Origin of the sequence: Kribbella caucasensis, from assembly GCF_004361855.1 — a bacterium.
In the GTDB taxonomy this organism is placed as follows: domain Bacteria; phylum Actinomycetota; class Actinomycetes; order Propionibacteriales; family Kribbellaceae; genus Kribbella; species Kribbella caucasensis.
The window spans coordinates 1-18227 of the sequence record NZ_SNWQ01000031.1 but is presented as its reverse complement, the minus strand read 5'-3'; the positions used below and the strand labels follow the sequence as shown (position 1 = coordinate 18227).

Genomic DNA, 18227 nt, shown 5'->3' with positions numbered 1-18227 from the left:
CATTCGCCGCTGCACCTGCATCTAGCTGACTGGAAGCGGTCTCGCTCCCACCGACGCTCTGCTAGGAGCAGCTGTCATGCGCGGTCTTGTCAGTACTTTCGTCGCCGCTGTGTTACTCACGACCTCCATGGCCGGGACGGCATCGGCTGAGCCGGTGCCGGACGAGTGGTGTCTCGGGACGCCGAGCGTCAGTGAAACCCACTCATCCTTCGAGGGGACGCTGTCCGACACACCGCTCCAGGTCCCGATCCGGGTCCGGTTGATCACCGGCCCCCTTTTCGAGATCTGCACCGGTATGACCGCAATCGTGCAGAAGGCGGACGGCAGCCACCGGACCGTCGTACCTCTGGACAGGAACGCCGACAGCTCGTCGGGACCGCCGGTCTGGGCGAAGTACGGGTACCTGTCGGCGCCTGTCGCCGACGGTGCCGGCAGCTGGGTGGTCACGAAGGTCACCTGGGGCGCGAAGTTCCTCGATGTCAGCGTGCCCTTCCGGGTGGTCCGCACCAGCACGCTGACCGTCGAGCAGCCGGCCCGGACCAGTGGCACGGCCAGGACGACCATCACCGGGGTTGCCCGGCAGTACACCAGCACGGGTGCGCAGGCTCCGAGCGCCAACCGGAAGGTCGACATCATGCACCAGGCCGGCTTCCGGCTCACCACGGCCACGACCGACTCCACTGGCCGATACCGCGCCACGGTGGCGTTCACCCAGAACACCAGTCTCCGCGCCACCATGGCGGCGACGGCGGCCGCGGGCCCGGCGTACACGGACTTCGTCACCGCGCACAAGTTGCTCGCGATGAGCTACCTGACCGCTGCTACGACGGCCAACGTGAACACGTTGTGGAAGGTCTCCGGGACGGTGTTCCCCGGCAAGCTGTGGACCGCGCTGGAACTCTGGAACGGCAAAACCTGGTCCGCGGCGGGCTCAGCGGGCTACACCGCTGCCAACGGCTCGTACGCGCGCTACTGGAAGCCGAACCGGGCGGGCACCTTCCGACTTCGGGTGGTCGTGTCCGGACCGCGGCTGGACAACTCGCCCTGGAGCCGCGAGGTGACCGTCACCGTGAAGCAGTTGCCGCAGCAACCGACCTACTTGACCGGCACGATCGCCCCAACGGCCGGACCTCCGGTCAAGTACCTGACCAAGATGTCCAGCTTCGGGTTCCTGAAGATCCGCCGCGCCGACGGCTCACTCGGTCCGGTGGCGAACGCGCGGGTCGACGTCCTCGCCAAGCGCCCCGCCGACGCCGGCTGGCACGTTGTCGGCGGCTCGTACACGACCAGCAGCGGCTACTTCTACAACAACTGGCAGGTGGGATTCGCCGCGGGTGAAACCTTCACCGCCGTTCTCCGCTACACCACAACGTTGCCGAGGACCGCCAGCACCACCTCGACCACCTTCGGCCCGTTCACCGTCCAGCCGTAAACCGAACTCCGTACTACGTGCCGCAGGGGCGGAGGCGGCACGTAGTACGGGCTGTCGAGTGGGTGTCTCAGGCGTGGCTGCGGGATTGCGGTGGGTGGTCGTGCGGGAACCGGGGCGGCACCGATATCTCGTCGCAACCGGTAATACCTCCCACGTGCGGCCCGATTCTGCGACGATGAACCGGTGTCTGATCCCACGGCTGGGCCGATGTTGACGACAGAGCTCGACTTCGCGCTCGCGGCTTACACCGAGGACGGGGTCTGGACGGTCACACCGCTGGCGCTGCGCGGCGAGCCCGACCTGTCCACCCTGGTGTCGGCGCTGCGGCGCTACCCCGGGGAAGCCGGGGTGATCGGGATGGTCTCGGTCGACGAGGACTTCTTCATCCTGATCCGGGTGATCGGCGGCCGGGCCCGGCTGCTGATGTCCGATGTCACCGCCGCCACCGAGTGGCCGCTGGCCAAGCAGGTGGTCGACGAACTGGACATCCCGCTCGCCGATGACGACGACGACCAGGTACCGGCCGGCGACCTGGCGATCATCGCCGACCTGGGGATGAGCGCGATGGACCTGGGCGCGCTGATCGACGACGTCGACCTCTACCCGGAGGAGATGCTCGAGGAGATCGCCGAGGCGCTCGGGTTCGGCACCCAGTTCCACGAGGCGATCGAAGCCATTGGCTGACCCCGCTCACCGGGCCTGGTCCCGGTTGATGGAGCTCGCCCTCGCCGAGGCCGAGAAGGCGCGCGGGACGGCCGACGTACCGATCGGCGCCGTCGTGGTCGACGCCGACGGCCAGGTGATCGGCCGCGGCCACAACGAGCGCGAGGCCACCGGCGACCCCACCGCGCACGCCGAGGTGCTGGCGATCCGCGACGCCGCGCGGCAGGTCGGTGAATGGAGACTCACCGGCTGCACCCTCGTCGTCACGCTGGAACCGTGCACGATGTGCGCCGGCGCGATCGTGCTGGCCCGGCTGGACCGGTTGGTGTTCGGCGCGTACGACGAGAAGGCGGGCGCGGTCGGGTCGCTCTGGGACATCGTCCGGGACCGCAGGCTGAACCACCGGCCCGAGGTGGTGAGCGGCGTGATGGCCGACGAGGCGGGCGCCCGGCTCCGCGATTTCTTCATCGGGCACAGATCTTGATAGCCTCTCCGGCGGTGGCGTGTCCGAGCGGCCGAAGGAGCGCGCCTCGAAAGCGCGTGAAGGGTACCCCCCTTCCGAGGGTTCAAATCCCTCCGCCACCGCCAACCGTCCGCCGCGGCGGACGTAGTACCGAAGACCCTGATGCTGTGTGATGCGTCAGGGTCTTCGCCTTTCTCAACCCAACACCCTCCCGCCCTTCATCAGTGCTCTCGCCACCGCCCGCACAGCAGGCAAACCAAGCCCTTCTCAAGGTGCGGATGATTCGTTGCCGGGGGCACGGCTCAATTAAGATGCAGGCCCCGACCTAAGGGCCGCTGTGGACGTGCACGAACTCGACCGGATCCTGCTCGCCGGCGCCGCGGTGCTGCTGGTGGCGATCGTCGCCGTGCGGTTGTCCGGCCGCCTCGGACTACCCTCGCTGCTGATCTACCTCGGCATGGGCCTGCTGCTCGGCGAGTCCGGCCTGGGCATCCAGTTCGAGGACGCCGAGCTCGCCCACGCCCTCGGCTTCGCCGCCCTGGTGATCATCCTGACCGAGGGCGGCCTGACCACCCGCTGGAACGAAGTCCGTCCGGTGATGCCACTGGGCGTCGTCCTCGCGACCGTCGGCGTCGCGGTCAGCGTGGGCGTGGTCGCCTGCGTCGCGCACTACGTCCTGGGCCTGGACTGGCAGATCTCGGTGCTGCTCGGCGCGGTCACCTCGCCGACCGACGCGGCGGCGGTCTTCTCCGTACTGCGCAAGGTCCCGATCCGCCCGCGACTCCGGGGTGCGCTGGAGGCCGAGTCAGGCCTGAACGACGCTCCCACAGTGCTCCTGGTCACCCTGGTCAGCACCGGCGAGGTCGGCGAGCACGGAATCGTCTACTTCGCCGGCCTGGTCGCCTATGAGCTGATCGTCGGGGCATTGTTCGGTCTCCTGGTCGGCTGGGCCAGTGTCGGCCTGCTCCGCCGGGTCGCGCTGGGCTCGGCCGGTCTCTACCCGCTCGCGATCGTCTCCCTCGCCGTCGTCTCGTACGCCGGCGGCACGGTGCTGCTGCACGTCAGCGGGTTCGCCGCGGTCTATGTGACGAGTCTGGTCCTCGGCCGGGCCGAGCTCCCGCACCGGCTGGCCACGAAGTCGTTCGTGGACGGGTTCGCCTGGCTCGCCCAGATCGGCTTGTTCGTGATGCTCGGCCTGCTCGCGTCGCCGGGCCGGATCCGGCTGGAGGACGTCCTGGTCGCGCTGGTGATCGGGATCGCGGTCACCGTGGTGGGGCGGTTCGCCTCGGTCGCGTTGTCGGCCACGCCGTTTCGGATGCCGTGGAGCGAGCAGACGTTCCTCGCCTGGGCCGGGCTGCGGGGCGCCGTACCGATCGTGCTGGCGACCATCCCGCTGGCCGAGCACGTGCCGCAGGCGGAACGGGTGTTCGACGTGGTGTTCGTGCTGGTGATGCTGTTCACCCTCCTGCAGGGACCGTCGCTGCCGTGGCTGGCCAAGCGGCTGAAGGTGCTCGACGACAACGCGGCGTACGAGGTGGACATCGACGTGGCGCCGCTGGAGACGCTCGGCGCGGACATGCTCCAGGTGCAGATCCCCAGCCAGTCGCGGCTGGCCGGCGTCGAGATCGGCGAGCTCCGGCTGCCGCACGGGGTGTCGGTGTCACTGGTGATCCGTGACCAGAAGGCATTCGTCCCCGAGCGCCGCACCGTACTACGGGCCGGCGACGCCGTCCTCGTCGTCGCCCCCAACCCCCTCCGCGAACAAACGGTCCGCCGCCTCCGAGCCGTTTCCCGGGCCGGCCGCCTGGCCGGCTGGTTCGGCGAACGAGGCCGAGAACAGCACTGACCAGCCTCACCCGCGGTCAGGGAGCCCCGGGCCGGTTAGTTGGGGTTTTGGCCGGAGGGAATGGGTTGGGAGGGGCGGACCACCGGGAGGCAGTGGACGCTGTCCTTGGGGACCGCGACGGACGGCAGGCCCTTGGTGTTCAGCTTGGTGAAGCCGGGGCCGACGATGATGTCCACGGTGTGATCCGGGCGGTTGTCGGCAACCGTGAGCGCCTTCTGGTTCAGCTGGCCGGCGACCAGCTTGATCTCCGGCCCGTTGTCCGTCGTACCGCGGACCGAGACGACGTCGATCTTGTCGCCGCTCGGCTCGTTGGCGATCTTGCCGACGTTGAACCCGCGTTTCTCCAGCGCCTCGCCGACCAGCGCCGCCGTCCCGGCCCGGGCACCGCCGTTGTAGACGTTCACCACGACCTGTTTGGGCACCAGCCGGTTGTTCGGCAGTTTCTGTTCGACGCAGTTCGGCTCGGCGCTGCTGTTGGTCAGCGAGTTCCAGCCCCACCAGAAGCCACCCACCAGCACCGCCAGCAGCACGACCAAGGTGATCGGTGTCCGCCAATGGATCCGCGAGTGCGGTCTCGGCTGCGGATAGAGGGCGGTCATCGCGCTAGTCCATTACCAGGACCCGGGCGTGCAGGACCAGACGCTGCTGCAGGGCCGCGCGCAGGGCACGATGCAGCCCGTCCTCGAGGAACAGCTCGCCCTTGTACTCCACCACGTGCGCGAACAGGTCGCCGTAGAAGGTGGAGTCCTCGTCGAGCAGCGCGTTCAGGTCGAGGGTGCCCTTGGTGGTGACCAGCTCGTCCAGCCGCACCTGTCGTGGTGGCAGCACGGACCAGTCCTTGGCCTTGTACCCGTGATCGGGGTACGGCCGTTCCTCCCCGACGCGCTTGAAGATCACCCCTCGAAGTCTAGCGGGGGAAAAGGTCTCACGGAGAGGTCGGGAATGTCACCGAAAAGGTCGATATCAAGACTCAACCTTTACGCCCGCTCGTGCGTCCACTCAGGATAGGGACGAAGGTGGCCCGTGCCGCGGGTCGCCAAGGGGGTGCACATGAAGGCTCTGACCAGGCTGGGGATGGGCGCGGCCGCACTGGTCGTCGCGATCACCGGTACGACGATTCCGGCCGAGGCGCTGACGATCGCGCAGAACAAGGCGGCCCAGACCAAACTGAACAAACTCGGCTGCTACGCGGGACCGGTGGACGGCGTAGTCGGGCAGATGACCCAGGCCGCGACCGTCCGGTTCCAGGCGGCCAACAAGATGACGCAGAACGGTTCGCTCGGCGGTACGACGTACAGCCGGCTGCTGGCGAGCTCGGCGAAGAGATGCGATATCCGGGCGGTTCCGGCGGGCAGCGGGAGCGGGCGCCGGATCGTGCTCAGCCAGAGTCAGAACTATCTGTGGCTGATCGATGCCAGTGGCAAGGTCGTCCGGCAGGGCGGCATCATCGACAATCCGACCTATCTGAGTCCCGGCTCCTACACCACCGGTTCGAAGTGCGGCCGGGCCGGCCGGATCAAGCGGAACACCGACGGCGGGAGCCTGTACCTGAACAACTTCGTCCGGTTCGCGCCCTGCGGGATCGGGTTCCACCAGATCCCGACGTACAAGAGCAACGGCGCCCAGATCCACGGCGACTGGCTGCTGGGCACCAACATGCGGGCCTCGCACGGCTGTATCCGGGTGCAGAAGTCGATGTCCGACACAATCTGGAACTTCACCGTCAGCACCACCCGGGTCGTCGTTCTCCGCTGACCTCAGGGTTTTCCACAGCCCCGCGTGCGCGTTCACCCAAGAGCGCACGCGGGGCACTAGCATTCCGAGCGCAGGGGAAACCGGGGAACTTTTCGCTCGAAAGGCAGTGCTGACATGGCCGAGACACTGGACGTCGTGGAGACCGTCAAGCAGGGGTACGCGTTCGGCGGGCCGGCCGTCGAGCTGGGCGCGCTGCTGGTCGACGGTACGCCGAACACGGAGGCGGCGGTCCGGATCCCGCTGGCGATGGTGAACCGGCACGGTCTGGTCGCGGGTGCGACCGGTACCGGTAAGACGAAGACCCTGCAGCTGATGGCCGAACAGCTCTCGTCCGCGGGGGTCGCGGTGTTCGCCGCCGACATCAAGGGCGACCTGTCCGGGATCTCGCAGCCGGGTGAGGAGAGCGAGAAACTGCTGGCCCGGACGAAGACGATCGGCCAGGAGTGGACCGCGGCGGGTTTCCCGACCGAGTTCTACGCGCTCGGCGGCCAGGGCACCGGCGTACCGATCCGCGCCACCATCACGTCGTTCGGGCCGGTGCTGCTGTCGAAGGTGCTGGGGCTGAACGACGTCCAGGAGTCGTCGCTCGGGCTGATCTTCCACTACGCCGACAAGCAGGGCCTGACGCTGCTCGACCTGAAGGACCTGCGCGCGGTCATCCAGCACCTGACCAGCGACGAGGGCAAGGCCGACCTGAAGGACCTCGGCGGGTTGTCGGCGGCGACCGCGGGCGTGATCCTGCGGGCGCTGATCGGGTTCGCGGACCAGGGTGCGGACGCGTTCTTCGGCGAGCCCGAGTTCGACACGGCCGACGTGCTGCAGCAGCGCGACGGCAAGGGCGTGATCTCGCTGCTCGAACTGCCGAACCTGCAGGACCGGCCGGCGCTGTTCTCGACCTTCCTGATGTGGTTGTTGGCCGATCTGTACCACGACCTGCCCGAGGTCGGCGATGTGGACAAGCCGAAGCTGGTGTTCTTCTTCGACGAGGCGCACCTGCTGTTCGCGGACGCGTCGAAGGCGTTCCTGGACTCGATCGCGCAGACCGTGCGGCTGATCCGGTCGAAGGGTGTCGGCGTCTTCTTCGTCACCCAGACCCCGAAGGACGTGCCGGACGACGTGCTGGCGCAGCTCGGGTCCCGGGTCCAGCACCAGTTGCGGGCGCACACCCCGAACGACGCGAAGGCGCTGAAGGCGACCGTGTCGACGTTCCCGAATTCGTCGTACGACCTGGGCGAGGTGCTGACCCAGCTCGGGATCGGCGAGGCGATCGTGACCGTGATGAACGAGAAGGGCGCGCCTACGCCGGTCGCGTGGACCCGGTTGCGGGCGCCGCAGTCGTTGATGGCTCCCGCTCCGGCCGAGGCGCTGGCGGCCGCGGTTGCGGGGTCGCCGAACAACGCGAAGTACACCGAGGTGGTCGACCGCGAGTCGGCGTACGAGAAGCTCGCGGCCAAGGTCCAGGCGGGCGCGGAACAGGCCGAGGCCGAAGCACAGGGGCAGCCGGCTCCTGCCGAGCCCAGGCCACAGGCGGAGAAGAAGGAGAAGTCGATGGTCGAGCAGGTGGTCGGCTCGTCGGCCTTCAAGCAGTTCGCCCGCTCGGCCGGCCGCGAGATCGTCCGGGGCCTCTTCGGCGCCGCCCGCCGCCGCCGCTGACCTCCGCGTTGCCGCACCTTTCGACTGTGGTGCAAAGGTGTCCGGTATCTGATCGTTGATCAAACGCCTGAATCGGCAGCGGTCGGGGTTCGTTTCCACATCGTCATCCACAGCTCGCCGACACCGATTGGGACCGGGCCCTCACACGTCGTACCGTTGAGGGCAATGGTTGCGCAGAGTAGGCGAGCGGTACGGAATTGGGCGCTGTGGACGCTGACGGTCCCAGCGTTCGGTCTTGTCGTGCTGGTTGATCTGCTGGCCATCGGGTACGGCGTACGTGCGTTCTCGGAGTTGCCCTCGTGGCGTGGGATCGACCTGGTGTTCGCGCTGACCGTTTCGGCCTTGATCTCGGTCGAAGGCGCGCGCCGGGTGGAGAACCGGCGTCGCCGTGGCGGCCCACTGCACAAGGACCTCGCGCCGGCCTGGATGATCGCGGCGGCCCTCATCCTGCATCCCGCACTCGCGATCCTGGTCGCGATGTCGCTGCGGATCTGGTGGCGGATCCGGGCCGGCAAGTGCATCCCGTACCGGTGGGCGTTCTCGACCGCGGTCCACGTCCTCGCTGTCGGCGCGGCGCATGCGGTGTTCGTCTCCGCGCGTGACCTGTTCGGCGGCGGCGCACTCGGGCTGGTCGTGTCGATGACCGCCGGTGCTTTTGCCTACGTGACGACCGAGACCTTGCTGTGCGGCCTGGCGATCTCGCTGATCGTCCCGGGCAGCACGCGGCGCGACACGATCGGCGGCCGGGACGACCTGTGCGTCGACGCGACCGCGGCGACCTTCGGTTGCCTGCTGGCGGGGGCGGCGTTGGTGAGCCCGTGGTTCGCGTTCGTGGCGATTCCGGTCACCCTGACCGCCCAGCGTGCGCTGCTGCTCGGTCAGCTGGAGTCGGAGGCGCAGACCGACCCGAAGACGAGACTCGGCCGGGTCGACTGGTGGCGTCGCCGGACCGAAGAGATGGTCCGCACCGCCCGCACCCAGCGCGAGCCGATGGCAGTGCTGCTGATCGACATCGACCACTTCAAGCAGGTCAACGACCGGCACGGCCATCTGGTCGGTGACGAGGCCCTGCGCGCGGTCGCGACGATCCTGCGCAGCGCGATCCGGGCCAAGGACGTGATCGGCCGGTTCGGCGGCGAGGAGTTCGTGATCGCCCTCCCCGACACCGACCTCGCCGACGCCACCGTCACCGCCGACCGCCTCCGTACTGCGGTCGCCGCGAGCCCCCTCGCCGCCATGTGCGCCGGCGTCCTCGACGACCCCGGCCTGGACCCGGACACCTTCCACCTCACCGTCTCCATCGGCGTAGCCGTCTACCCCACCGACGGCCTCACAGTCGACGCCCTGCTCCTCCGAGCCGACCGCGCCATGTACGCCGCCAAGTCCGCCGGCCGAGACCGAGTCCGCCTGGCCGCCGACCTCCCCAACCCCGCCCTAGCCCCATCCTCAGTCCCCGCGGCCAGCACCCTGTTCGACGACCCCACCCGCGCCTTCCCGGGCGCCCCCACCCGCGCCCTGCCCGGCGAGCCTGCCCGTGTCCTGCCCGGCGACCCCGCCCGCACTCTTCAGGGCGAGCCCGCCCGTACCCTGCCCGGGGACTCGGCCCGCGCTGTCCGCGGCGAGCCAGCGTCCGCCTTCCCCGCCGAAAGCGCTGCGCCGCGCGACCCAGCTCGCCTTCATCGGGGCGAACCCACCCGGGTTGTCCGCACCGGCTCGGCCCGCGCCCGCACACCCGACGCCGACCGCGCCGCACCCAACCAGGCCGCGCGCGTCCTCCCTCGCGATCCCGCACGCGACTCCTCGTCGGGCGCCCGGGTCCTCCCGAGCGACCTCGCCCGCGATTCCTCGGCCGCTCTCGCTCGCCCCGAGCGCCACCCGCGGTAACCGCACAACACACGCCAGTTGGTGGGTGGGATTTGGGGGTGGGAGAACCTTTTGGGGGGTGGGTGGCGTCTTTTGGGGGGAGGAGGTGAGGGCGGCGGGTGGAGAGGCGGGATGAGGACTTCACGGCGTTCGTGGTGGCTCGGTCGGGGCGGTTGGTGCATATCGCGCGGATGTTGTGCGGTGATGCGGCACTCGCCGAGGACCTGGTGCAGACAGCGTTGGAGAAGGCGTATCTGCGCTGGGACCGGATCGAGCTGGGCGACCCGTTCGGGTACGTACGCCAGGCGGTCGTCAACCAGCACCTGTCCTGGGTACGGCGTCGGCCCTGGCGCGAGCGGCCGAGTGGGAGCTCGACCGAGCTCGACCAGGCGCACTCGCTGACCCTGACGGACTCGACGGCGGGTGTGGACCGCCGGCTGGCGATCGAGGGCGCGTTGAACCGCCTGACCCGCCGGGAGCGGGCCGTCGTCGTACTGCGGTACGTCGAGGACCTCACCGAGGCCCAAACGGCAGCCGTCCTCGGTGTCGCAGTGGGCACGGTGAAGAGCGCGACCTCCCGGGCGATGCAGAAGTTGCGCGCCGCCCCCGAGTTGAGCGGCACCCAGGTAGGAGAGCACGCATGAACGACGACGACATCAGGGCCGTACTACGGACGCAGCCCCAGCAGACCCAGCCGCTGGACCCCGCGAAGGTGATTGCCGGGGCACACCACCGCCGCCGGGTTCGTGGAGTCACCGCCGGTGTGGTCGCGTCGGCGGCAGTGGTCGCGGTCGTCGCCGTCAGCGTCATCTCCAGCGCCGGCGGAGCGAGTCAGCCTCCCGTAGCCCCGCTGGTCTCGACCACGCCGACGACAACACCGGCCGCCAAGAGCATTTACGCCTTCCAGAACGCCGAACCGCCCATTAGCACGCTCCCGCGCGATGGCGAGACGAAGATCGCCGATCACCTGTACTTCGCGACGCGGGGCACCCAGTGGGCCGTGATCAGCCGCGTCCCCAGCGAACCTGAGTACGAGCCGTTCGGGTGGCGGAAGACGGTCGGCAACGACAACATCGGTGACGGGACGTCGCCCGGTCTGCAGAGCGTGGGGCCGGTCACCAGTTCGGTGTTCAAGAACGCCAAGGCGCACACTGTCGTCTACGTCCAAGGCCGGAAAGCCTGGTACGGCAAGGTGTATCGGCTCGCGGGTATCCCCGACTGGGTGCAGACCTCGGTCGAGTTGACCGGTGGAAAGGCTCCGGAGGTCACCCCAGGTCCGAACCAGAACGAGGTGTCGATCTTCGTCTACGACCAGAACGGCAAGCTGCTCGTGCAGTACCCGGGTGGAGCCCCGGATCCCTTGCACAGCTGAAGAACCATCGCGGCTCCAACTGCGTCCTTCAGCCCGACACAACCTCGAGAAAACCTTGTGGAGGGCAACGACATGCAAGAGAGCACGCCGAGGCAACGAGTGATCCGGCTACTCGCAACGGGTCTCGCGGCCGCCGCGGTAGCCGGCGTCACGATCATCACCGCCGCCGTCACCGGTAACAACGATCAGGCGGCCGCAGGCTCCAGCGAACCGGCGGTCGCGGGTTCCAGCGGGCCGGCCGGATCACCCAACAGTACTCCGACCCCGCCGGCGATTCCCGCGCCGGCCAAGGAGAAGCAGGCCGGCGCCATCACCAGGAAGGCGCCCAAGGCAACGAAGTACGTCTTCCAGAACGAACGTCCCGAGGTCGGCACACTGCCGGCCGGTGGTGAGGTCAAGATCGCCGAGCACCTGTACTTCGCGACGCGGGGCACCCAGTGGGCCGTGATCAGTCGCGTCCCCGGCGAACCGGAGTACGAGCCGTTCGGCTGGCGCAGGACCGTCGGCAACGACAACATCGGGGATGGGACGTCGCCCGGTCTGCAGAGCGTGGGGCCGGTCACCAGTTCGGTGTTCAAGAACGCCAAGGTCAGCACGGTCGTCTACACGCGCGGCAACCAGGCCTGGTACGGCAAGGTCTACCGCCTGGCGGGTATCCCCGGCTGGGTCGAGTCCTCCGCAGACCTGACCGCCAGCGACCCCGAGCCGAAGTCGACTCCGGGCCCCCAAGGACCTGACACCTCCGTCTTCGCGTACGACGCCGCCGGCAAGCTGCTCGCCCAATTCCCCGACAGCAAAAGCAACCCGCTCGCCAAGTGACAACGAGCCGCGGGGTTCCTCATACACAAGGAACCCCGCGGTTGTCGTGGGTCAGCAGGCGCCGAAGGTGCCGGCTGAGATCCAGGCCTTGGAGACGTACATGCCGGTGTGGACGCGCAGCCACACGTTGGTGGTGCCTTGTGAGCCGGTCACGCTCTGGCCGGTCGTCTGGCATTCGACCGTGATCTGCGCCGCCTTGCCCGCCATCCCGACGATCGCACCGTTGGAGCTCGCCGCGTTGCGGACGTTCAGGTAGCCCGAACTGATGGCGACCGTGCCGCGACCGCCGTCACCGGTCCACAGGTACGTCGCGTCGACCCATGCGTTGTTCGTCAGTGCGAGCGCGTCCCAGAACGTGCCGTCGGCGAGGTCGATCCCGGCCGGGTTCAGCACGGTCCGGCCGAACTGGTCCTTCCCGCCGTTGTACCCGTTCTGGTACGCCGCCTGCGCCTCGGGCCGGCCCTGCGGAAGGTCCTTCCACATCTCCCGGATCGCGCTCGGGTTCCAGTAGTCGTCCTTGGTGTTCCACGGTCCGACGTCCCACACCGGCTCGAACGCACACCGGAGCGTGCCGGCCGTCGTACACACCTTGACCGAGTAGCTGCCCCCATCGTTGCTCGACAGACCACGTCGCGACGGCAGGGCGACGAAGTGGTCCCGCTGGATGATGACGTGCCCGTTGGCCGTCGTACCGCCGACCAAACCCTCACGAGTGGCGAACACGCGCGACTTCAACGGAGCAGCCTGGATCACCATCTGGCCGGCGGCAGCCTGGTCGGTCGGCTGCACAGTCAGATCGCCGACCCACGGTTTGCCGCCAGAAATCGGCGCGCTGACAATGATCCGCAGCTGGACCAGATCGCTCGCGCCCGGCAACGCGGTCGGCGTACCGGATTTCGCCGGCGTCCACTCGGACCACTTGGAGTTGACGAGAGCCCGTACGTCGACCTCGGCGCTCGACTTGTCCGGCGTACCGGAGGTGTAGCCGACGATCACGGCAGAGGTGGCCGACGGGAAGCGGACTGGATCGAGTTCGGCGAGACCGGAACGCTGCCGGATCTCGACGGACCCCATCGTGGCCGGGGCGTCGCCGAGAATGATCCGGCTGCCTTCGACGCGCACGTTGCTGGATCCCTCGAGCGGCTGGGCGGCGACGCTGACCTGGTCGGGCGACGCGGCCGAACTGGGGAGGGCGGTGACCGCAAGTGGTGCTGCGGCCAGGGCCGTGGCGACGCATAGAGCCGCCTTGGACCTGAGGGTGATACGCATGGGCGGTACCTCCGGGGCGGTGAGGTGGTCACCGGGCGCGAGACCCGGCTCACCTAATGTGACAAACAAACTGTCCTCTTGCATAGCGCGTGAATAAATTTCTTCGAAGGATTTGGTGACCGGACAGAACCCAACTGGCTACCCAGCGGGTTTGTAGCGATGTGACAGAGGCAGAGGAGAATCGATGACCCGGACCGCGGACGCCGATTTCGAGCGGTTCGTGCAAGCGCAGTCCACCCCGTTGCTCCGCTTCGCGGAGATGCTCTGCGGTGATCGGCACACCGCGGAGGATCTCGTCCAGCAGGCGTTGATGCGGTCTTATCCGAAGTGGCACCGGCTGGACGGCGATCCGATGCGCTACGTCCGCCGGGTGCTGGTGAACCGGTTCCTCTCCCAGGCCCGCCGGCGCTGGAACAACGAAGTTCCCAGCGATCCGGTGGAGAACGACTGGGACCAAAGGGCGGTCGCCGACTTCTCCGTTGAGGTGCAGACCCGGGAGGCCGTGTTGTCGGCGCTCGCGGGACTGACCATGCGCGAGCGGACGGTGGTCGCGTTGCGGTACTCGCAGGATCTCTCCGAGGCCGAGACCGCCGAGCTCCTCGGTATGGCGGCCGGGACGGTCAAGAGCACCGCGTCCCGGGCCCTGGCCAAGCTGCGTCTGGCACCCGATCTGATCGAAACAGGAGTTGGAGGAACTAGATGAGCGACGAGCAGCGGGTACGCAGCGCGCTCGAGTACGACCTGGAGCCGTGGCAGCCCGATCCGGCCGACCTGATGCGCCGGGGCCGCAAGCTGGCCTGGCTTCGCCGTGGTCTGGCCGCGGCAGGCGTGACGGCGCTGGCCGGCACCGTCGCTACGGTGTCCGCCGCTGTCGGCGGACCCTCGGCTGTCGGGAACCTGCTGGCGGGCGGCGACAAGCCGTCCGTTCCGACTCCGTCGGTCGACCCGACCTGCCTGCCGAAGGCGCCGGAAGGGCCGGACAAGGTCAAGATCACGGTGCAGGGCGAGGCCTCGAACAAGGGCGAGGCCTCGGCGAAGGTGAAGGTCACGGTGAAGCCCGGGCTGCCGGGTAAGCCGAACCTGCCGACGACAAAGCCGTCGCTGCCGGGCAAGCCGTCGCTCCCGGTTCCGACCGGCAAGCCCTCTCTGCCGGGCAAGCCGAGTCTGCCGTCAGTGCCGACGACCAAGCCGACGTTCCCGACGACGAAGCCGTCGCTGCCGGGCACGCCGACCATTCCGACGGCCAAGCCGTCCTTCCCGACCACGCAGCCGTCCTTCCCGACGACGAAGCCGTCGCTGCCGACCACGAAGCCTTCGCTGCCGCCGGTGCCGACGACCAAGCCGTCGCTGCCGGGTAAGCCGTCGCTCCCGGTTCCGACCGGCAAGCCCTCTCTGCCGGGCAAGCCGTCGCTGCCGGTCCCGACGGGCAAGCCGTCCCTGCCGGGGAAGCCGTCGCTCCCGACGACCAAGCCCTCCCTGCCGGGCAAGCCGTCGCTGCCGGACTGCGTGACGGAGCACGTGCCGTCGCTGCCGCCGGCGTCGGTGCCGACGACGAAGCCGTCACTGCCGGGTAAGCCGACCCTGCCGACGACCAAGCCGTCCCTGCCGGGCAAGCCCTCGCTCCCAGTCCCGACCGGCAAGCCCTCGCTGCCGACCATCCCCACGACGAAGCCCTCGCTGCCGACGACGAAGCCTTCGCTTCCGACGACCAAGCCGAGCCTTCCGTCACTGCCCACCACGCAGCCCACCGGGCTGCCGACCCACCGGTAGAGAACCCCTCCTCTATTTCACCGGTGCGGCCGTCGGTCGGCTCGAGGGCGACATCGAGCCGGCCGACGTGCCGGGCGTAGTCCTGCACCACCTGAGACCCAGTTCGGCGTCGGCTACTCCTCATCGGCGCTGAATCTGCCGCCGGCCGCAGCTGATACACCGAGATCAGCTGCGGTCACAATCTCCTGGTCGCCTCAGCCCTCAGCCCTCAGCTGACTGAGGAGACCATCGAGCGAATCGCCGGGACCGAGCTTCCACCGGTCCCGGCGATTCGTATCTCCCCACGGGCTTCAGCGCTCCTGGAGGAACGCGGCGGTCTGCTCGTCGGCCGGGAAGAACTGCTCGATCATCAACTCCGACACGGTCACGTCGAGCGGCGTACCGAATGTCGCGATCGTGGTCAGCAAGGACAACTCCCGATCCCCGTGCCGAAGCTTCATCGGTACGACGACCTCGGCCGACCCGTGTTCGCCGGATCCGTTGGGCTCGCCCGGTCCGACGGGGTACGCCCGAAGCTCGTCGTACAGGTCCTGCAGGTCGGGATCCGCCGTACTGGCGACTTGTCGCTGCAATGTTGTGAGGGCGCTTGCGCGGACCTCGGGCAAGTTGGTGATGCGGCGCGCGAGTCCGTCGGGGTGCAACGTGAGCCGGAGTGCGTTGACCGGGGCGGCGAGCAACTCGGGCGCGACGCCCTCGGTGAACAGGTCGATGCCCGCGTTCGCCTCGACGATGTTCCACCAGCGGTCGACCACGAGCGCGGGGTACGGCTCGTGCGCCTTGAGCAGCCGGCGAAGGGACTGGCGGATCGCCAGCATCGCCGGGGAATGCAGCGACGCTTCGCTGTAGATCGGCGCGAAGCCACCGGCCAGGAGCAACTGGTTGCGGTCCCGCAGCGGTACGTCGAGATGCTCGGCCAGCCGCAACACCATCTCCCGGCTCGGTTTGGACCGGCCGGTCTCGACGAAGCTCACGTGCCGGGTGGACACCTCGACCCGGTTCGCGAGGTCGAGCTGGCTGAGCCGACGACGTTCCCGCCAGCCGCGCAACAGCTCGCCGACCGGGCGCTGGAAGGTCTGCTCGACGGTCGCGGTCATACCCCGACCGTAACCGCTGGCGTGATCGCCGCCATTACCTCCGGCGTTATCGCCAGCCGCGCATCGTTGACGGCAATCTTCCTGGCATCAACCAGATTCCGAGGAGGAACCCGAGATGAACCTTGCCGACCAGTACTTCGCGATGTGGAACGAGACCGACGTCGACCGCCGGGCCGGCATCATCGAGGCCAGTTGGTCCGCCGACGCCTCGTACGTCGACCCGAGCTTCGAGACGACCGGCCACGACGGGCTGACCGAGATGGTCGCGACCGCGCAGGAGATGTTCCCGGGGCACCGGTTCGCCCTGACCGGTGAAGTCGACAAGCACCACAACCGGCTCCGCTGGACCTGGGAGCTCGCGGCCGACGGTCAACCCGCGGTCGCCGGCGGAACGGATGTCGTCACCCTCGATGCCGACGGCAAGATCCAGGCGGTGATCGGCTTCCTCGACTTCGCCCCGGCTCACTAGTGGCCCGTGTCGGAGCACTTGTGTCGTCTTGAGTGTTGGCCCTCCCCGTCGGCGGATGTGCGGACCATGATGAAGGGCATGTGTCGACAAGGGGGTGGGTGATGGGCAACCTGCAGTTCGATCCGGTGGTGTCGCGGCAGGTCGAGATGGTTTACACGACACCGGACGTGATCGAGCAACGCCGGGTGGTGAGGACCGCCTTGGCGCTCCGGCCGGGGGACCGGGTGCTCGACATCGGGGTGGGGCCTGGCTTGCTCGCCGCCGAGATGGCGGCCGAGGTCGGGCCGGACGGGCGGGTCTGCGGGATCGACCTCAGCGAGAGCATGCTGGCGATCGCCGCGACCCGCGCCAAGGTTCCGGACGGACCCGAGATCGAGCTCGAGCAGGCGTCGGCGTACAAGTTGCCGTACGGCGCCGAGAGCTTCGACGTGGTGGTGTCGACCCAGGTGTTCGAGTACCTCGACGACGTGGCGGGTGCACTTGCGGAGATCCGCCGGGTACTACGGCCCGCCGGGCGCGTGGTGCTGCTGGATACCGACTGGGGGTCGATCGTCTGGCGATCGGGCGACGACGAGCGGATGACCCGAGTACTGGCCGCCTTCGAGGAGCACCTGGAAGACCCGCATCTGCCCCGGACCCTCGGCGACGCGCTCAGCAAGGCCGGCTTCACCCGCACCCATCTGCAAGTGGTCCCGCTGCTGAACGCGGGTTTCGACTACAACACGTACAGTGCCGGGCTGATCGACATCGTGTCAGCCTTCGTCCCGGGCCGCGCCGACATCACCGGGGAGGAGGCCGAGGCCTGGGCGAGCGATCTCCGCAACCTCGCGGCCGGCTACTTCTTCAGCCTCAACCGCTACCTCTTCGTCGCCTCAGCCATCTGACCCGCGCCGGCGGGCGCATCGTGGGATACGCCCGCCGCCATCGGTCGTTCTCCCGCCCCTCAGTGGGAGAACTCGCGGCTTAGTGAGCTCCACCCATGCCCGAATGGGGCTGACTGAACCGCGGGACACTTCAACACGTACCCAACCCCGTGCGCCTCACACCCGCCGGTTTGCGAAAACTTGACGTTCCGCCTGCCGATCAGGGCGGATCTTCGTGGACGAGTGACACCGGCCGCACCTAATCTGAAACTCGGTTCCGTCGGCAGGGGAGGCCCACGGACGTGAGGTGGGGAAGGGGTGAACGATGTCGGGAGTGTTCGGTGAACTCTTCGACGACGCTTTGACCGAGGACGATCTGGACGAGCTGGAAGCGCTCGCAGCCGCGGAGGACGCGGACCGGATTCTCGGTGATCTCGGGGGCGAGACAGATGCCTGAGGCAAGGATCACCTGGCGGGACAAGCAGCTGAACAAGCGGACCGTGGCGATGATCCAGGCCGCGGAGAAGCTGGCCAGGTTCCAGTTCACGATCATGCAGGGCTCGTACAACTCGGGCGGCGTCACCGCCTCCGCGGGGACGCACGACGGGGGCGGTGCGATCGACGTCGCCGCCGACCAGCTGAACGCGGCGCAGCGGAAGGCCGTGGTGCTGGCCTTGCGTCAGGTCGGTTTCGCGGCCTGGTTGCGGACTCCGGCCCAGGGCAACTGGCCGTACCACGTGCATGCGATCGCGGTCGGGGACAAGGACCTGTCCCGCGGCGCCGCGCACCAGGTCGCGGAGTCAGGGCCCCGGCAAAGTCGTTGCCTGGGGCTCTGGCCTGCGGGTTTACGGCCGTGTGACCGGTGTGGCGTGTGTGACGGGTGTGGCTCGTGAGGC

20 protein-coding genes and 1 tRNA gene are annotated in these 18227 nt (G+C 68.5%); 17 read left to right on the top strand and 4 right to left on the bottom strand.

Annotated features, from left to right (window positions below; genetic code table 11):
* The first annotated feature begins 76 nt into the window (after positions 1-76).
* The 5 genes from EV643_RS38645 to EV643_RS38625 all read left to right on the top strand — a co-directional run bounded on the left by EV643_RS38645 (position 77) and on the right by EV643_RS38625 (position 4404).
* Complete coding sequence (locus EV643_RS38645; protein WP_133805196.1) at positions 77-1432, top strand: hypothetical protein; 1356 nt, start codon at positions 77-79, stop codon at positions 1430-1432.
* Between the two features lie 183 nt (positions 1433-1615).
* Positions 1616-2116, top strand: a complete 501-nt coding sequence (locus tag EV643_RS38640; protein WP_370452424.1) for a tRNA adenosine deaminase-associated protein — start codon at positions 1616-1618, stop codon at positions 2114-2116.
* Between the two features lie 28 nt (positions 2117-2144).
* Positions 2145-2579 carry a tRNA adenosine(34) deaminase TadA gene (gene tadA / locus EV643_RS38635; protein WP_133805252.1) on the top strand — a complete coding sequence of 145 codons (435 nt, stop codon included), beginning with the start codon at positions 2145-2147 and terminating at the stop codon, positions 2577-2579.
* Positions 2580-2592: 13 nt separating this feature from the next.
* Positions 2593-2683: transfer RNA gene (locus tag EV643_RS38630), tRNA-Ser, on the top strand.
* A 212-nt stretch (positions 2684-2895) separates the two neighbouring features.
* On the top strand, positions 2896-4404 hold the full coding sequence (locus tag EV643_RS38625) for a potassium/proton antiporter (protein WP_133805195.1): 1509 nt from the start codon (positions 2896-2898) through the stop codon (positions 4402-4404).
* A gap of 35 nt (positions 4405-4439) precedes the next feature.
* Here the strand turns inward: EV643_RS38625 and EV643_RS38620 are convergent, their stop codons facing one another.
* On the bottom strand, positions 4440-5003 hold the full coding sequence (locus EV643_RS38620; RefSeq protein WP_133805194.1) for a LytR C-terminal domain-containing protein: 564 nt from the start codon (positions 5001-5003) through the stop codon (positions 4440-4442).
* A gap of 4 nt (positions 5004-5007) precedes the next feature.
* A complete protein-coding gene (locus EV643_RS38615) occupies positions 5008-5301 on the bottom strand; it encodes a type II toxin-antitoxin system VapB family antitoxin (RefSeq protein WP_133805193.1) in 294 nt (97 codons plus the stop codon).
* 153 nt (positions 5302-5454) lie between these two features.
* Between EV643_RS38615 and EV643_RS38610 the strand changes: the two genes are divergently transcribed.
* The 6 genes from EV643_RS38610 (at position 5455) to EV643_RS38585 (ending at position 11866) form a co-directional block, all read left to right on the top strand.
* Complete coding sequence (locus EV643_RS38610; RefSeq protein WP_133805192.1) at positions 5455-6159, top strand: L,D-transpeptidase family protein; 705 nt, start codon at positions 5455-5457, stop codon at positions 6157-6159.
* 114 nt (positions 6160-6273) lie between these two features.
* Complete coding sequence (locus tag EV643_RS38605) at positions 6274-7812, top strand: helicase HerA-like domain-containing protein (RefSeq protein WP_133805191.1); 1539 nt, start codon at positions 6274-6276, stop codon at positions 7810-7812.
* A gap of 240 nt (positions 7813-8052) precedes the next feature.
* Positions 8053-9696 (top strand): diguanylate cyclase, encoded by a 1644-nt coding sequence (locus tag EV643_RS46785; protein ID WP_305000429.1) that lies wholly within the window; start codon positions 8053-8055, stop codon positions 9694-9696.
* A 98-nt stretch (positions 9697-9794) separates the two neighbouring features.
* Positions 9795-10319, top strand: coding sequence for a SigE family RNA polymerase sigma factor (locus EV643_RS38595; RefSeq protein ID WP_133805190.1), 525 nt, complete (start codon positions 9795-9797; stop codon positions 10317-10319).
* The gene (locus EV643_RS38590) at positions 10316-11047 is read left to right on the top strand and encodes a hypothetical protein (protein ID WP_133805189.1); all 732 of its coding nucleotides are present in this window, start codon (positions 10316-10318) and stop codon (positions 11045-11047) included. Before EV643_RS38595 ends, EV643_RS38590 begins: the two co-directional genes overlap by 4 nt.
* A gap of 72 nt (positions 11048-11119) precedes the next feature.
* Entirely contained in the window at positions 11120-11866 is a 747-nt protein-coding gene (locus EV643_RS38585; protein WP_133805188.1) for a hypothetical protein, read from the top strand.
* Positions 11867-11917: 51 nt separating this feature from the next.
* On the opposite strand, the gene EV643_RS38580 is transcribed toward EV643_RS38585, so the two are convergent.
* On the bottom strand, positions 11918-13135 hold the full coding sequence (locus EV643_RS38580) for a DUF8814 domain-containing protein (protein ID WP_133805187.1): 1218 nt from the start codon (positions 13133-13135) through the stop codon (positions 11918-11920).
* Positions 13136-13319: 184 nt separating this feature from the next.
* Between EV643_RS38580 and EV643_RS38575 the strand changes: the two genes are divergently transcribed.
* Together EV643_RS38575 and EV643_RS38570 are read left to right on the top strand one after the other, a co-directional pair.
* A complete protein-coding gene (locus EV643_RS38575) occupies positions 13320-13838 on the top strand; it encodes a SigE family RNA polymerase sigma factor (RefSeq protein WP_133805186.1) in 519 nt (172 codons plus the stop codon).
* A complete protein-coding gene (locus EV643_RS38570; protein WP_133805185.1) occupies positions 13835-14905 on the top strand; it encodes a hypothetical protein in 1071 nt (356 codons plus the stop codon). The genes EV643_RS38575 and EV643_RS38570 overlap by 4 nt, the downstream gene beginning before the upstream one ends.
* Positions 14906-15195: 290 nt before the next feature.
* Here EV643_RS38570 and EV643_RS38565 read toward each other — a convergent pair whose 3' ends face one another.
* Entirely contained in the window at positions 15196-15999 is an 804-nt protein-coding gene (locus tag EV643_RS38565; RefSeq protein ID WP_133805184.1) for a helix-turn-helix domain-containing protein, read from the bottom strand.
* A 115-nt stretch (positions 16000-16114) separates the two neighbouring features.
* Here EV643_RS38565 and EV643_RS38560 point away from each other — a divergent pair, with 115 nt between their 5' ends.
* The 4 genes from EV643_RS38560 (at position 16115) to EV643_RS38550 (ending at position 18224) form a co-directional block, all read left to right on the top strand.
* Positions 16115-16468, top strand: a complete 354-nt coding sequence (locus EV643_RS38560; RefSeq protein ID WP_133805183.1) for a nuclear transport factor 2 family protein — start codon at positions 16115-16117, stop codon at positions 16466-16468.
* Positions 16469-16569: 101 nt separating this feature from the next.
* Positions 16570-17352 carry a methyltransferase domain-containing protein gene (locus EV643_RS38555; RefSeq protein WP_133805182.1) on the top strand — a complete coding sequence of 261 codons (783 nt, stop codon included), beginning with the start codon at positions 16570-16572 and terminating at the stop codon, positions 17350-17352.
* A 304-nt stretch (positions 17353-17656) separates the two neighbouring features.
* Positions 17657-17788 (top strand): hypothetical protein, encoded by a 132-nt coding sequence (locus tag EV643_RS46580; protein WP_255513081.1) that lies wholly within the window; start codon positions 17657-17659, stop codon positions 17786-17788.
* Entirely contained in the window at positions 17781-18224 is a 444-nt protein-coding gene (locus EV643_RS38550) for a hypothetical protein (RefSeq protein WP_238166100.1), read from the top strand. Before EV643_RS46580 ends, EV643_RS38550 begins: the two co-directional genes overlap by 8 nt.
* Positions 18225-18227: the final 3 nt, after the last annotated feature.